The 15,163-nt window shown below is 42.5% G+C and carries 10 protein-coding genes; 8 read left to right on the top strand and 2 right to left on the bottom strand.

What is annotated here, in order from left to right:
* Positions 1-48: 48 nt before the first annotated feature.
* Entirely contained in the window at positions 49-2,031 is a 1,983-nt protein-coding gene (locus CKK33_RS13410) for a PAS domain S-box protein (protein ID WP_095704593.1), read from the bottom strand.
* A gap of 162 nt (positions 2,032-2,193) precedes the next feature.
* Between CKK33_RS13410 and CKK33_RS13405 the strand changes: the two genes are divergently transcribed.
* From CKK33_RS13405 to CKK33_RS13395, 3 genes are all read left to right on the top strand, one after another.
* Positions 2,194-3,249 (top strand): glycoside hydrolase family 130 protein, encoded by a 1,056-nt coding sequence (locus tag CKK33_RS13405; RefSeq protein ID WP_095704592.1) that lies wholly within the window; start codon positions 2,194-2,196, stop codon positions 3,247-3,249.
* Between the two features lie 95 nt (positions 3,250-3,344).
* A complete protein-coding gene (uxaC, locus tag CKK33_RS13400) occupies positions 3,345-4,751 on the top strand; it encodes a glucuronate isomerase (RefSeq protein WP_095704591.1) in 1,407 nt (468 codons plus the stop codon).
* 47 nt (positions 4,752-4,798) lie between these two features.
* On the top strand, positions 4,799-5,950 hold the full coding sequence (locus CKK33_RS13395; RefSeq protein WP_095704590.1) for an acyltransferase family protein: 1,152 nt from the start codon (positions 4,799-4,801) through the stop codon (positions 5,948-5,950).
* A gap of 20 nt (positions 5,951-5,970) precedes the next feature.
* On the opposite strand, the gene CKK33_RS13390 is transcribed toward CKK33_RS13395, so the two are convergent.
* Complete coding sequence (locus tag CKK33_RS13390; RefSeq protein ID WP_095704589.1) at positions 5,971-7,161, bottom strand: MFS transporter; 1,191 nt, start codon at positions 7,159-7,161, stop codon at positions 5,971-5,973.
* Positions 7,162-7,266: 105 nt separating this feature from the next.
* Here CKK33_RS13390 and CKK33_RS13385 point away from each other — a divergent pair, with 105 nt between their 5' ends.
* From CKK33_RS13385 to CKK33_RS13365, 5 genes are all read left to right on the top strand, one after another.
* The gene (locus tag CKK33_RS13385) at positions 7,267-7,944 is read left to right on the top strand and encodes a response regulator transcription factor (protein ID WP_095704588.1); all 678 of its coding nucleotides are present in this window, start codon (positions 7,267-7,269) and stop codon (positions 7,942-7,944) included.
* A 34-nt stretch (positions 7,945-7,978) separates the two neighbouring features.
* Complete coding sequence (locus tag CKK33_RS13380) at positions 7,979-9,349, top strand: HAMP domain-containing sensor histidine kinase (protein ID WP_095704587.1); 1,371 nt, start codon at positions 7,979-7,981, stop codon at positions 9,347-9,349.
* Between the two features lie 94 nt (positions 9,350-9,443).
* Positions 9,444-10,715 (top strand): TolC family protein, encoded by a 1,272-nt coding sequence (locus CKK33_RS13375; RefSeq protein WP_095704586.1) that lies wholly within the window; start codon positions 9,444-9,446, stop codon positions 10,713-10,715.
* Positions 10,716-10,761: 46 nt separating this feature from the next.
* Positions 10,762-11,856 carry an efflux RND transporter periplasmic adaptor subunit gene (locus CKK33_RS13370; protein ID WP_095704585.1) on the top strand — a complete coding sequence of 365 codons (1,095 nt, stop codon included), beginning with the start codon at positions 10,762-10,764 and terminating at the stop codon, positions 11,854-11,856.
* 135 nt (positions 11,857-11,991) lie between these two features.
* Positions 11,992-15,129 carry an efflux RND transporter permease subunit gene (locus tag CKK33_RS13365; RefSeq protein ID WP_095704584.1) on the top strand — a complete coding sequence of 1,046 codons (3,138 nt, stop codon included), beginning with the start codon at positions 11,992-11,994 and terminating at the stop codon, positions 15,127-15,129.
* Positions 15,130-15,163: the final 34 nt, after the last annotated feature.

The following is a 15,163-nucleotide window of genomic DNA, read 5'->3' as shown; positions in this document are numbered from 1 at the left end:
AAATGGCCCGGGAAACCGGGCCTTTGTTTTACACAAAAAATAATGCGGTTAGGCCTGAATGGCCGGTATTTCAAATTTGAATACAGATCCTTTGCCGGCGTTGCTTGTAACTGAAAGGCTGCCTTTATGGCGTTTAATAATTTCATTACTGATGTATAGGCCTATACCCAGGCCGGAGATATGCGAAGCTATATCATCTACCCTGTAGAATCGCGAAAAAATACGTTGCTGTTGTTCTTTACTAATACCTATACCAAAGTCTTGCACCTCAACGCTTACCGCATTCTCATTTTTTGAAACGGTGATATTAACATGGCCTGATTCTGGCGAATATTTAATAGCGTTTGATAACAGATTAATGATCACCTGCTCAATGCGTTGCTTATCAGCGTTTACATTGATATCTCCGGCCTCTGAACAGATAATTATCCTGTGTGATTTGGTTGAATACTGCATTATTTCAGTAATATCATCAACTAACTGGGCGATGTCAAATTGGGTATAATTCAAAGGCAACTGGCCCGATTCGATCTTTGATACATCCAGTAAGTCAGAAATCAGGTCAGAAAGTTTACCGATCTGCGCTATCGCTTTTTTAACAAAGGTTTTATTTCTGTCGCCATCAAATAAATTGCGGTCAATAATTTGCAGATAACCGTTAAGACTGGTTACCGGCGTTTTTAGTTCGTGGCTTGCTAAGCCAATAAACTCATCTTTTTTGGAATTTAGCCTTTGTACTTCTTCGTATAGTTTGGCATTGTCAAGCGCTATGCTGGCCTGTGAGGCCACACCTGCTACAAGGTTCTCATGTTCTTCATTGAACATAGCAGACTCCGGATGGCCCAGGAAAAGTGCCCCTATTACGTCGCCGTTTTTAGATAGCACAGGTGCAGCCAAATAGCTCACTACAGATAAATGACCTAATGGCATACCGTAATGCGGGCTGTTTTGGCCATATCGTGGGTCTTTAGTGATATCATCAACACGCACAATACCTATTCCGCTAAAAGTTGGGCTAAATAACTTGGTTTTACGCGGAACGCCTAAATGCTCAAAAGCTTCCCTCGGTGCGCCTGATAAGGTATAAAGTGTATAAAATTCTCCGTTTTCATCAATGTTATTATAAAAGAATGCCCCATAAGCGGCCCCGGTTAAAAGGGTAGTAGCATCGGTTACCTTCTGCAATATCTCCTGCACATCCAGGTTTTCTGAAACAACTTTACCTACATAATTGAAAATTTCCAAGTTTTCCGCATAACGCTGCAGTTTGTTCTCGGCCTCAAGTTGCCGGGTAATATTTCTTGCTATTTTGGATGCGCCAATGATATTGCCCTGAACATCTTTTATGGGAGATATCGCTAACGAAACAGGTATTTCATGGCCGTTTTTATGTAATCTGTAGGTAGAAAAATGATCAACCTTTTGGCCAAGTTTTATTTTGCTGATAATATCTGTTTCCTCGTTCAGTCTATTAACCGGTATAATTGTAGTGATGGATTTGCCTACTATTTCGTCTGCCGCGTAGCCAAACAGCTCTTGTGCGCCATTATTCCAGCTGGTAATAATGCCGTCAAGCGTTTTACTGACAATAGCATCATCAGAATTTTCAATAATAGCAGCAAGTATATTATGTTTACGTTCCCCGGTACGTTGCTCGGTAATATCAATCAATGTGTTTACCGCGCCGGTAATGATCTGTACATCATTTAAAACAGGTACACAATAGGCCATCACATTAGCTGTACTTCCATCGGGCCGTTCAATGATCAATTCTTCTCCGTCAACATTCACACCGCTGCGCAGGGTACGGGCTACAGGGTGCTCTTCTAAAGCAAGCGCTTGTCCGGCGGCATTGTAAATAGCATATGCGCCGGTATACCGGTTACTTTTATCAGGTACTCGCCCCCATAATTTGGTAGCCGCCTGGTTATAAGAGGTAATGTTTCCTGCCGTATCGCACTGATATATCGCTATCGGTAAATGTTCCGGTACCTGGTAAGTTAGTGATATGTTACTGATAGTTGATGGCATTTTTTAGACTTAGTAACTTACTATTTGAATGCTCATGATTTCCCAGCATGATAAACAATGTCGGCAAAATTTAAGAGAAGTAACGGCGAGTATGCAACAAATATAGTATCTGTATGAACCATTGCAAAGCGTAAATGTTATAAAGCTACAACTAAAACATTTATGGCTGATATCGCTAAACGTTTCCCCGAAAATCCTCTGCTTTCACCTGATGATCTTGCACCAAGCGCGGAGGGGCTGTTAATAGCCTGTTTGTTAAATCCAGGTGTGTTTAAATACGAGGGAAAAACCTGGCTATTAGTAAGGGTTGCCGAAAGACCCAAGCAAAACGAAGTACACATCTCATTCCCTGTACTTACTGAAACAGGAGAAACAAAGATAATGGAAATAGCCCTTGATGATGCTGATCTGATTGCGACTGATGCCAGGGTGGTGCGTTATAAGGGTGTCGATTATCTTACCACTCTCTCGCATTTACGTTTATTATGCAGTAATGACGGTAAGCGTTTCTATGAACCCGAAGGATATCCCAAACTTTTCGGAACAGGACCTTTACAAACATTTGGTATTGAAGATTGCAGGGTTACTGCACTTGAAGAGAAGTTTTATTTAACATTTACAGCTGTTAGCGATAGTGGTGTTGGAGTAGGTATGCGCACAACTACCGATTGGAAATCTTTCACCAGCTACGGCATGATATTGCCGCCACACAACAAGGATGTAGCCATATTTGAGGAAAAAATAAACGGGAAATATTACGCCCTGCATCGCCCCAGCAGTGTTGACATTGGCGGAAATTATATCTGGCTGGCCGAATCACCCGACGCTGTACACTGGGGAAACCACAAGTGCATATTAAAAACACGTGAAGGGATGTGGGATAGCGGAAGGGTGGGTGCAGGTGCCTCGCCAATAAAAACAGAAAAGGGATGGCTGGAGATATACCACGGTGCTACTCGCGAACATCGTTATTGCCTGGGTGCCGCATTGCTTGATCTTAATGATCCATCTGTTGTGTTAGCGCGTTCTACCGAGCCCATTATGGAGCCTATCGCCTCTTACGAAATGACGGGCTTCTTCGGGCATGTGGTATTTACCAATGGGCATGTCTTGCAGGAAGATGGTGATACACTTACCGTTTATTATGGTGCGGCTGATGAGCATGTTTGCGGTGCAAATTTCTCTATAAGGGAAATATTTGCTAACCTCGGTGTGTAAAGCGCAAGTTAAATTCACAGGATATTCTCATTCATTATCAACCGGAGTAACGGCTTGTTAAAAATTTTAATACATTGCCTTTACATTGAGCTTGTATGAGAAATTTTTTAGATGATGACTTTCTGCTGCACTCTGATACCGCCCGCAGGTTGTATCATGATTATGCCAGAGATCTACCTATCATAGATTATCACTGCCATTTATCGCCGGAGCAAATTGCCGGTAATATCAATTTTAATAACCTTACCCAGGCATGGCTTTATGGCGACCATTATAAGTGGCGTGCCATGCGCGCTAATGGCATAAGTGAAGAATACATCACAGGTGGGAAGGCTGATTTTGAGAAGTTTGAAAAGTGGGCGGAAACCGTACCATACACCCTCCGCAATCCATTATACCATTGGACGCATCTTGAACTGAGGCGTTATTTTAATATTGACTCCCGGTTATTGCCCGGTACGGCCGACTTTATTTATGACGACGCGTCTGAGAAATTAAAGCAGCCCGATTATGCTGTACAGCAATTGCTCGAGAAGATGAATGTAGAAGTGGTATGTACTACTGATGATCCGCTGGATGATCTTTTACATCATGAGCAGTTAAAAAAAGAAGGGGGAACAGTAAAAATGTTCCCAACCTTCAGGCCGGATAAAGCCATGTATATTGAAGATGTACCCGCGCTTAACGCCTATATTACACGGCTGGAAGAAGTAGCTAATACGCCCATAGTAAACTTTGACGATTACCTGTACGCGCTTAAAAACCGCCATCATTATTTTGCCGCAAACGGGTGTGTATTGGCCGACCATGGCCTGGAGCACATTTACGCGGAGGATTATGCAGATGAGGAAATACGTTTAATTTTTGAGAAGGTGCGAAGCGAAAAGCCGGTAACTAATGCCGAAAAGGTAAAGTTTAAGTCGGCTATGTTGTATAACCTGGCTTTATGGCACCATGAAAAGGGTTGGGTACAACAATACCACCTCGGCGCTTTACGAAACAACAATTCACGATTGCTATCTAAACTCGGGCCTGATACGGGATTTGATTCGATAGGTGATTTTAGCCAGGCAAGGGCGTTGTCGCGTTTTCTTAACCGTTTGGATAAGGACGATCGTTTGGCTAAAACTATTATTTATAACCTAAACCCAGCCGATAATGAGGTGATGGCTGCCATGACAGGTAATTTTAACGATGGTTCTGTTGCCGGTAAGGTGCAGTTTGGTTCTGCTTGGTGGTTCCTGGATCAGAAAGATGGTATGATCAAGCAAATCAATGCGCTTTCGAACATGGGCTTACTGAGCCGGTTTGTAGGCATGCTTACAGATTCGCGTAGTTTCCTGTCGTTCCCCCGCCATGAGTATTTCCGCCGATTACTTTGCAATCTGTTTGGCGATGATATAGAGAAGGGAGAATTACCTAATGACATTGAATGGACAGGTAAGATCATCGCCGATATTTGTTACCATAATGCCAGGCGATATTTTGAATTTAAGATATGATCTGATTATCTTCATAGCGATAACGTTAACAAACCCAATATACAGCTATGGCCAACCATACAGATATACCTGCATCTTCAGATGTCAATACCTCACCATTTACCTATGAAAGGTTGTATTCTTTAGATGCGCTGCGTGGGTTTGATATGTTCTGGATAATTGGCGGCGAAGAAATATTCCACACACTTGCAAAGGTAACAGGCTCGCCGTTCTGGAAAGCGCTTTCTGTACAGTTCACTCATCCGGATTGGAACGGGTTTCACGCTTATGATCTCATATTTCCTCTTTTTCTTTTTCTTGCCGGTGTGGCAACGCCATACTCCGTAGGTCGCGAGTTAGAAAAGGGCGCAACTAAGGGTCAACTGGTTTGGCGGGTAGTTAAACGTGCCATTATACTTATATTGCTGGGGTTACTGGTAAATAACAGCCTGAAAGAATTAAAACCAATTTCCGAAATACGTTTTGCGTCAGTATTAGGCCGGATAGGGTTGGCTTATATGTTTGCTAACTTTATTTACTTGTTTGCCAACCGTAAATGGCAATTTGCCTGGTTTTGGATCTTTATAATTGGTTATTGGCTTATTTTGAAATTTGCGGCAGCTCCCGGTTTTGCTCCTGGCGATTTAACTATGCAGGGTAATTTCGCCTCCTATGTAGATAGGTTATTACTGCCCGGTCGGCTTTATCTGAAAATTCATGATCCGGAAGGGCTTTTTTCTACTATACCCGCTATAAGCACGGGCTTGCTCGGTATACTTGCGGGCAGTTTGCTGAAAACGGGGCATCAGCATAAAGGACGCAAAGCGTTTATCTTAGCGGCTGCAGGTGTAATATTTATTGTAATAGCGCAAATATGGAACCTTGATTTCCCTGTTAATAAAAACTTGTGGACAAGTTCATTTGTGATGCAGGTAGGTGGCTTAAGCCTGCTTTTGCTTGCACTATTTTATTATATCATTGACGTTTTAGGATACAAGAGCTGGGCCTTTTATTTCAAGGTAATTGGCATGAATTCCATCCTAATTTACATCTCCAGTAAGTTTATTAACTGGAATTATGCTACAGCGGGCTTTTTTGGCTGGCTGGGCCAGTTAGTGGGCGACCCTTGGAATATAGTAGTAATGGCTATTTGTTTTGTAATGGTCAAGTGGGCTATGCTTTATTTCCTATACAGGAAAAAAGCGTTTTTAAAGGTTTAATCAGCAGGATAATCACTTATTTACTTTGATGAGGTTTCGGCTTTACTAAGCAGTACGATAATGAGTGCCAGCATACCCCAAAGTAGCATTTGCCAGGTACTCATTTCCCAGCCGCCCATTTTCCATGATAGTAGTCCAAAATAAGTACCGATGGATCCGCCAATAAAATAGGTGGTCATGTATATGGTATTTAAACGGCTGTGCGCATGCTCATCAAGGCTGTATATGCGGGCAAAATTGGTAATTTGTGTAGCCTGCACACCTATGTCCAGGAAAAAGATAGCCACCACAAGTGCTACGATGGAATAAGGGAGTACTTTGATCAATATAATACTTGCAATGATCATACCCACTGTGAATATCAGTGATCGATAACTATTGCCTTTATCAGCCAGCTTACCAAACCATGGAGCAACAAGAGCCCCGCCTATAGCGATTAAACCAAAAAGGCCAATAGTGCCCGGTGAGTAATTAAGCGGTGCATTGCTGAGATGAAAAGTAAGTGTGGTCCAGAAAGAACAAAATATGCCAAAGGTGAAAAAGCCCAACAGGGCCGCCTGCCTTAAAACTTTAAACTCAGGGATGAGTGAAAGGGCCGATTTAAGTAAACCTGCATAGTTGCCCTTAAATTTTGGCGGAACATCAGGCAAAAATATTTTTAACAGGATAATGATCACCAAAATCATTATTGCAGATATTCCATACACCCAGCGCCATCCCAGCCACCCGGCAATTAACCCGCTAATAACACGTGCGCCGAGTATGCCAACCAGTATGCCGCTGAATACCTTGCCTACCGTTTTTCCGCGGTTAACACTATCTAAAGTAGCGGCCATAGGCATCAGTATCTGGGCCGAGGTGGCTAACAAACCTACCAGCAGGCTTAAGGCATATACCTGGTATATTTTAGTGGCAAAACTAAAACCTGCCAGCGCTATCATCAGCATAGTGCTTAGCAGCAGGATGAGTTTTTTGCGGTTAACTTTATCACCAAGTGGTATAAGAAAAAACATTCCTAAGCCGTAACCAAGCTGTGCAAACATGGAAACTTTACCTATCTCTGCCCCGGAAGCGTGTACAGAACTTCCTATTTCTTTTAAAATAGGCTGGTTATAGTAAATATTGGCGACTGTAACACCGGCAGCCACAGCCATAACAGCAATTACAAGGGAGTTTATTTTTTGATTTTCAGTGGTGTTTGTGTTTACCATTATGGCGGCAAACCTAAACAAATGTATAATGCCATCAAAACAAGGTCTACTTATATGTTGTCAACACGTATATTTGTTAAAATAAACTGACAAAAGCACATTTACATGGCCAGGATCTGCGTTGTTGAAGACGAGGAAAAGGTATCTGCCTTTATAAAAAAGGGGCTCGCCGAGCATAATTATGAAGTAGACATTGCCGCTACAGGTGAGGCCGCATTTCATTTATTTGATAATAACGAGTACGACTTGCTGATACTGGACGTGATGCTGCCTGATATGACAGGTATTGAATTGTGCCGGCAGTTGCGTATGGATGAACCTCAGATCCCTGTATTAATGCTTAGTGCCTTAGGTACTATTGATGATAAAGTGGGTGGCTTGCATTCCGGTGCCGACGATTACCTGGTGAAACCTTTTCATTTCAGCGAACTTTTAGCGCGTATTGAAGCCTTACTTCGCCGCCGTAAAATGGCTGATGCTGATAACCATGTATTAAGTTTCGCCGACCTGAGGCTGAATACATGGGATAAAACAGCTGAGCGGGATGGTAAACAAATTAACCTTACCGCCAAAGAGTATAGTCTGCTGGAGTTGTTTATTAAAAATCCGAACAAGTTGCTTTCACGCGAGTATATCATGGAAAGGGTGTGGGGAATTAACTTCGATACCGGCACCAACATGGTAGATGTTTATGTAAACTATCTTCGTAATAAGATACAAAAAGGCTTTGATAAAAAGCTGATACATACGGTAATAGGGATGGGGTATATCCTGAAGGATTAAACACCGGGGAGAGAACTTCTTAATTTATTTGAAATTGAAAATAAAGACCCGCTTATCACTAATTTTTACACTCATCAGTTCGGGCGCTTTGCTGCTGGTGTTGGTGGCTTTATATATTGCGGTGTATTCTTTCTTCGTGGCCGATTTCTATAGCAGGCTTACCGACCGTACTAATCTGGCTTCTCAATTATATTTAAAAGCAGATGAGCTTGATGCCGACTCAATGGTGCAGGTGCAGGAGCAATATCTGGAAAAATTACCCGATGAGGCCATAAGGGTTTATGATAAAAATAACCTGTCGGCATTTAAAGTAAACCACAATATTTACTGGACCAAAAATATTATAGAGCAGGTTCGGCGCGATGGATTTATCCAGTACCAGGAAGGCAAGCGGCAGGTAGTAGGTAAGTTTTACCACGATAACCAGGGCGATTTTGTAATACTTGCAGCAGCCATTGATGAGAATACTCCCAGGCGCATGGCGGTATTAGGGAAAATTGCTGGCGTGTTGTTTGTAGTTTCGGGGATTATTTTATTCTTTGCCGGGCGTTGGTTTGCGCAAAGGGCCCTTTCCCCGGTAGATAATATTATTACGCAAATACGGCGTATACGATCAAGCAACCTGCACTTGCGTGTTAAACAAGTAAAAAATAAAGATGAAATTGCCGAACTCATTGATAATTTTAACAGGTTATTAGAGCATTTGCAGAATGCCTTTGAACTGCAACAAACCTTTGTTGCCAATGCTTCGCATGAATTAAGAACGCCATTAACGAGTATAATGGGCGAAGTAGACGTTGCGCTTGAAAAAGCGCGCGATCCACAGGAGTATCAACGCATATTATCATCCATAGCGAGTGATGGGGCAAGGTTACAGGAAACCATTAGTAGCTTAATGGAGCTTGCCCAGGTCGACCTCAATTACACCCGTGCTAAATTATCGCCGGTTAGGGTAGATGAGCTTATATGGGAGTTGGAGGAGCAATGGGCAATGCGCAAAGGGCAGGGTAACCTACGAATACGCTTAGCAGACCTGCCCGAAAATGAAGAATGGCTAACCATACCGGCTAATAAACAAATGCTTTATATAGCGCTTAATAATATTATTGATAACGCGTTCAAATATTCCAACTCTCAGCCAGTAAGTATGGCTTTTGAAGCCACTGAAAAATCCATTCGTATAGCTGTTTCTGATAGTGGCCCCGGCATCAGCGCAGAAAATATTGAGCGTATATTTGAACCTTTCGTAAGGGTAAATAAAGATAGCTCAGTGTGTGGCAGTGGAATAGGCCTGTACATCACCAGCAAAATAATAGAACTTTTTAAAGGGACAATCAACGTCTTATCTGACGGTGTATCAGGCAGCACATTTTTAGTGGAATTCAGCCATAATTCGCAACATTAAAAGTATGTTAATAATTCTAATCCTTTTTTAATGCCACTTTAATGTGGCTCTAATATATGTGCGATAGTTTTGGTAGTATCAAACAAAAGCACTAATGTTAACTAAATACTACAAGGTATCCGCTTTGCTGGTGTTGGGCCTTATTACAGGTCATGCCGCATCAGCCCAAACAGATACATTAAAAATCAGTACACAGGAAGCCGAAAAGCTATTCCTCACCAATAACTTACAACTTATTGCTCAAAAGTATAATGTTGATGCTGCCCAAGCCTTAGTGAAGCAGGCAAAACTCTGGGATAACCCCACACTAAGTACCGATCAGAATATTACTGATGCTAATAAAAAGTTTTTTAACCATAGCAATGGCACAGGGCAGATAATGGTGCAATTGAGCCAGGTTTTTAAAATTGCCGGCAAACGTGGGAAAGAGGTGCAGGTAGCGCAGGATGGTGTGCAGATACAGCAGGCCCAGTTTAATGACCTGATGCGCAACCTTCGTTACAACCTGCTACTTGATCTTTCTCAGATAGCTAATCTGGTTGATCAGCGTAAGGTTTATGAGGTGGAGATAGCATCAGCCACTAACATGGTTAAGGCCATTGATAAATCATACCAGAACGGTAATAATTCATTAAAGGATCTGGTGCGTTTAAAGGCTCTGTTATTTGGCCTGCAAAACGACCTGGTTGAGATTGACAGGCAAATAAACGATCTGCAAAGCGAGCTGAAAACCCTTTTGGTAACCGACCAATCAAAGTTCCTGTCCCCGCAGATCACCTTTAGTGTGAGAGACACGGTTATAAATACTACAGACCTTATTGCACAGGCTAAAGCTAACCGTGGCGATTATCTGGCCAACCGTTACCTGTTAGATCAGAGCAATCATAACCTTGCACTGCAAAAAGCCATGGCCGTGCCGGATATTACCATAGGAAGCACGTATGACCAAAACAGCAGCTACGCGCGTAACTATGTTGGTTTAGAGATAAGCCTGCCGCTTCCCTTATTAAACCGCAACCAAGGAAATATAAAGAATGCACGTTTGGCGGCTCAAAGTCAGGAATATATTCTTAAAAATAGCGAGATACAGCTCAATAACGACGTGTATACCGCCGTGCAGCAATATAAACTGAGCCAGCAAATGTTAGGCAGGCAGGAAACGGATTTCTATGATAAATACGACCAGATTTATCGCGGGATGGCCAAAGCTTACCAGATAAAACAGATAAGCCTCCAGGAGTTTATCGATTTTTTTGACTCTTATCGCGAAACCAAGCTTAAAATCTTACAGCAACAGCTAAACCTGCAAAAGGCTATAGCCGATCTTAACCTGGCTGTAGGCGCAACAGTAATAACTCCACTATAATCAACCAATAAAGTACCAAACACACAAATACACTTTCTAAAGATAAATGAAAAAGCAAATCATATATATGGGCCTGGTTATGTTAGGCCTAACCGCCTGCCACGAAAAGAAAACCGGTACAATGGAAACCAAACAGGTTTGTATAAGTGATTCACTGGCCAAGATGGTGGAGATAGATACGGCTAAAAGTACCCCAATGCAGGATGAACTTACTCTTTCGGGAGAAGTTTCATTTGATGAAAATAAAGTGGTGAAAATATTTCCTACAACCAGTGGCCAGGTATTGGAGGTAAAGGTATCATTGGGTGATAAAGTTGTAAAGGGCCAAACGCTTGCTGTACTGCGCAGCGCCGATGTAGCCGGTAATTATACCGACCTGGATGCTACCCGCTCAGACCTCAGTATAGCCAAAAGGCAATTAGACCAGGCCGAATACCTGTTTAAGAATGGTATATCAAGCGAGCGCGATTATACTGAGGCTAAGGAGAATTATAATAAAGCCACTGCTGCCAACAGGAAAATTAAGCAGCAGATAGCTATTAACGGCGGTGGTAATACCAGCGCCAGCGGAACCCTTGTAATTAAATCGCCGGGTAATGGGTTTATCGTAGAAAAAAATGTTTCGGCAGGCAACTTTATACGCCCCGATAATAATAACAGCCTTTTCACCATATCAGATATGAAAGATGTGTGGATATGGGCCAACGTTTTTGAAACAGATATTGCCAAGGTTAAAAAAGGATATGATGCCAAGATTACTACCCTTGCGTACCCCGATAAGGTATTTAATGGCAAAATAGATGAGGTAAGCTCTGTGCTGGATCCTGATAACAAGGTGATGAAAGTGCGTATCGCGCTCAATAATAGCGAAATGTTATTGAAACCTGAAATGTTCACCAATGTGATAGTAACCAATAAAGAAGCTGCCACATCTGTATCGGTTCCCGCATCGGCGGTGATATTTGACAATAGCAAAAATTTTGTGGTGCTGTATAACAGCAAATGCGATTTGCAGGTGAGAGAGGTTAATGTGATCAAGACGGTTGATAATGTAACCTATATAGCATCTGGCTTAAAGCCTGGCGATAAGGTGGTTTCTAAAAGTCAGCTATTGCTGTACAATGCTTTAACACAGGAATAATAGAAGCAAGATGCTAAGAATCAAGATCCAGGAAAGAACGAATTAAAAGAATATTAGAAATGAGGATTGGAAAGACAAGATAGAAAAGGGCCGATGTCCTGACTCTTGACTTCCTGATTCCTGACTCTCTCAACAATGAACAAGCTAATTAAAAATATCATATACTTTTCGCTACGGCACCGGGCGATGGTATTTTTCATGACCGCTGTACTGGCCGTTATAGGCGTATGGAGTTACATGAATACCCCAATTGAAACGTTTCCGGATGTTACCAATACGCAGATCATTATTATAGCGCAATGGCCGGGCCGCAGTGCCGAGGAAATAGAAAAAATGGTAACCATACCCATGGAGACCGTTCTAAACTCTGTGCAAAAAAAGGCCAATCTGCGTACAACCTCATCATTCGGTTTATCATACGTGCGTATCATTTTTGATGATGATGTAGACGATGCCTTCGCGCGCCAGCAGGTAATGAGCCGTATCATGAACGTGGAGCTTCCTGATGGTGTAAAACCAGAAATTGAACCACCTTATGGCCCAACCGGAGAGATCTATCGCTATACGCTGAAAAGTAAAACAGCCTCCCTGCACGAACTTACCGCCATACAGGATTGGATACTGGACCGCCAGTTTAAAGCCATCCCGGGTGTTGCAGATGTAAACAGCTTTGGTGGCGAGGAAAAAACATATGAGGTTAGCGTAAACCCTGCTTTGCTGCGCAAATATGAGCTTACATCGCTTGATGTTTATAACGCGGTTAACCGCAGTAACATCAATGTGGGTGGTGATGTGATAGAAAAGAATAACCAGGCATTTGTGGTGCGTGGTATAGGTTTGATCAATAATATTGGCGAGATAGAGAACATTATCGTTAAAAACGTTAATAATGTACCTATACTGGTTAAGAACGTTGCGGATATAAAAGAAAGTGGCTTGCCTCGCCTTGGTCAGGTTGGTCGCGATAAGGATAACGATGTACTTGAAGGTATTGTGGTAATGCGTAAAGGAGAGAACCCTGCCGATGTGCTAACCCGCATTCGCGCAAAAGTTACCGAGCTTAATGATAACATTTTGCCAAAAGGTGTTAAGATAGATACCTTCTATGACCGTACCACCTTGATGGACTTCTGTACGGAAACAGTTATCCACAACCTGTTGGAAGGTATTGTATTAGTTACCGTTATCGTTTTCCTGTTTATGGCCGACTGGCGTACTACGCTTACTGTAGCTATCATTATACCGTTGGCGCTGTTGTTTGCTTTTATGTGTATGCGTATCAAAGGCATGACAGCCAACCTGCTATCAATGGGCGCGGTAGACTTTGGTATCATCATAGATGGTGCTGTGGTAATGGTGGAGGGGATATTTGTTGCCTTGGACCATCGTGCCAAAGAGCTGGGCATGGAGAAATTTAATAAGATAGCCAAGCTGGGACTGTTTAAAAACGTGGGAGCAGAGATGGGTAAGGCGATCTTCTTTTCCAAACTCATTATTATCACCTGTTTGATCCCGATCTTCGCTTTCCAAAAGGTTGAGGGTAAGATGTTTTCGCCTTTAGCTTACACGCTGGCCTTCGCATTATTGGGCGCATTGATATTTACGCTAACATTAGTACCTGCGCTTTCAAGCATCCTGCTAAAAAAGAACGTTAAGGAGAAGCATAATGTTGTGGTATTGTTCTTTGAGAATGGTATACGTAAAATGTTCAATTTTACGTATAAAAACCAAAAGTTAAGCCTCATTTGCGCAACTGCCTTTATGGCCTTAACATTTGTATCGGCCAAGTTTTTGGGTACAGAGTTCCTCCCTCAACTTAATGAGGGTGCCCTTTGGGTAACCGCACAATTACCGATGAGTACATCACTTGATGCATCTGTTAATGTAACCAATAAAATGAGGCAGATCCTGGGTTCGTTTCCCGAGGTAAGGCAAACTATGTCGCAAGTGGGCCGTACCAATGACGGTACCGATCCAAAAGGTTTCTTTAATGTGCAAATACAGGTTGACCTGTTGCCGAAAAAAGAATGGAAACGCCACATAACGCAGGAGGAGCTTATATCCGAAATGGATAAGAAGTTAAGCCAATTCCCCGGCATTGTGTTTAATTACTCACAGCCAATAATTGACAACGTTGCCGAAGCCGTGGCGGGTGTACCTGCATCAATGGCTGTAAAAATATTTGGCCCCGACTTTACAACGCTTGATAAAAAAGCAAATGAAGTAATGGCTACCCTTAAACAAATAAAAGGTGTTGAGGACCTTGGCGTGTTGCGTAACCTTGGCCAGCCAGAGTTCAGGATTGAGCTTGACCAGCAAAAAATGGCGCGTTACGGCGTAGCTACGGCTGATGCAAACTCTGTGATAGAAATGGCTATCGGCGGTAAGGCTGCCACACAGCTTTATGAGGGTGAGCGTAAATTTGATATCCGGATTCGTTACCAAAAGCAATATCGTGATACTCAGGAGAAAATAGAGAACTTGATGGTTCCTACTTTGAACGGCTCAAAAATATCCATTAAAGAAATATCTACCATAAAGCAGCTTACCGGCCCGGCTTTTATTTACAGGGATAATAACACCCGTTATATAGCCGTTAAGTTCTCGGTTCGTGGTCGTGATTTGGGTAGTACCATTGCCGAAGCACAGCAAAAAGTAGGTAAAGCGGTTAAGCTTGACAAAGGTTATACCTTTACCTGGAATGGTGAGTTTGAGAATCAGATACGTGCATCTAATACGCTGGCCCGGGTGGTGCCTATATGTTTACTGGTGATATTCCTTATCCTGTATATAACATTTGGTAATGCTAAAGATGCTATACTGGTTATTCTGAATGTACCATTTGCGCTAATTGGTGGTATTTTGGCCCTGCACATCACACAGATCAATTTTAGTATATCGGCAGGTATTGGTTTTATAGCGCTGTTTGGCGTATGTATCCAAAATGGTGTGATCCTGATATCTGTATTTAAAAAGAATCTGGAGGAACGTATGCCACTGAATGAGGCCATTCTTGAAGGTGTGATATCACGCGTGCGCCCGGTGGTAATGACCGCCCTGATGGCCGCCATTGGTTTAATGCCTGCTGCAATATCAACCGGTATTGGCAGCGAAACCCAAAAACCCCTTGCCATTGTGGTGATAGGTGGTTTGGTGACTTCTACTATACTTACCCTATTAATATTGCCGGTGATATACGCAATGGTATATCGCTTGATACACCGTCGCGAAAACCGCAAATTGTTAAAAAGGATAGGTGTAGTGAGTGCTTAGTTTATTGTTTGAAATTGCATATCCACAAAGCTCC

This window comes from Mucilaginibacter sp. MD40 (genome assembly GCF_002288635.1).
In the GTDB taxonomy this organism is placed as follows: Bacteria; Bacteroidota; Bacteroidia; order Sphingobacteriales; family Sphingobacteriaceae; genus Mucilaginibacter.
This window is presented reverse-complemented; position numbering and strand designations above follow the sequence as displayed.

What these genes read in the sequence shown, in the direction of transcription:
- CKK33_RS13410 (WP_095704593.1), bottom strand. Translation starts at nt 2,031, where the DNA reads ATGCCATCAACTATCAGTAACATATCACTAACTTACCAGGTACCGGAA.
- CKK33_RS13405 (WP_095704592.1), top strand. Translation starts at nt 2,194, where the DNA reads ATGGCTGATATCGCTAAACGTTTCCCCGAAAATCCTCTGCTTTCACCT.
- uxaC (WP_095704591.1), top strand. Translation starts at nt 3,345, where the DNA reads ATGAGAAATTTTTTAGATGATGACTTTCTGCTGCACTCTGATACCGCC.
- CKK33_RS13395 (WP_095704590.1), top strand. Translation starts at nt 4,799, where the DNA reads ATGGCCAACCATACAGATATACCTGCATCTTCAGATGTCAATACCTCA.
- CKK33_RS13390 (WP_095704589.1), bottom strand. Translation starts at nt 7,161, where the DNA reads ATGGTAAACACAAACACCACTGAAAATCAAAAAATAAACTCCCTTGTA.
- CKK33_RS13385 (WP_095704588.1), top strand. Translation starts at nt 7,267, where the DNA reads ATGGCCAGGATCTGCGTTGTTGAAGACGAGGAAAAGGTATCTGCCTTT.
- CKK33_RS13375 (WP_095704586.1), top strand. Translation starts at nt 9,444, where the DNA reads ATGTTAACTAAATACTACAAGGTATCCGCTTTGCTGGTGTTGGGCCTT.
- CKK33_RS13370 (WP_095704585.1), top strand. Translation starts at nt 10,762, where the DNA reads ATGAAAAAGCAAATCATATATATGGGCCTGGTTATGTTAGGCCTAACC.
- CKK33_RS13365 (WP_095704584.1), top strand. Translation starts at nt 11,992, where the DNA reads ATGAACAAGCTAATTAAAAATATCATATACTTTTCGCTACGGCACCGG.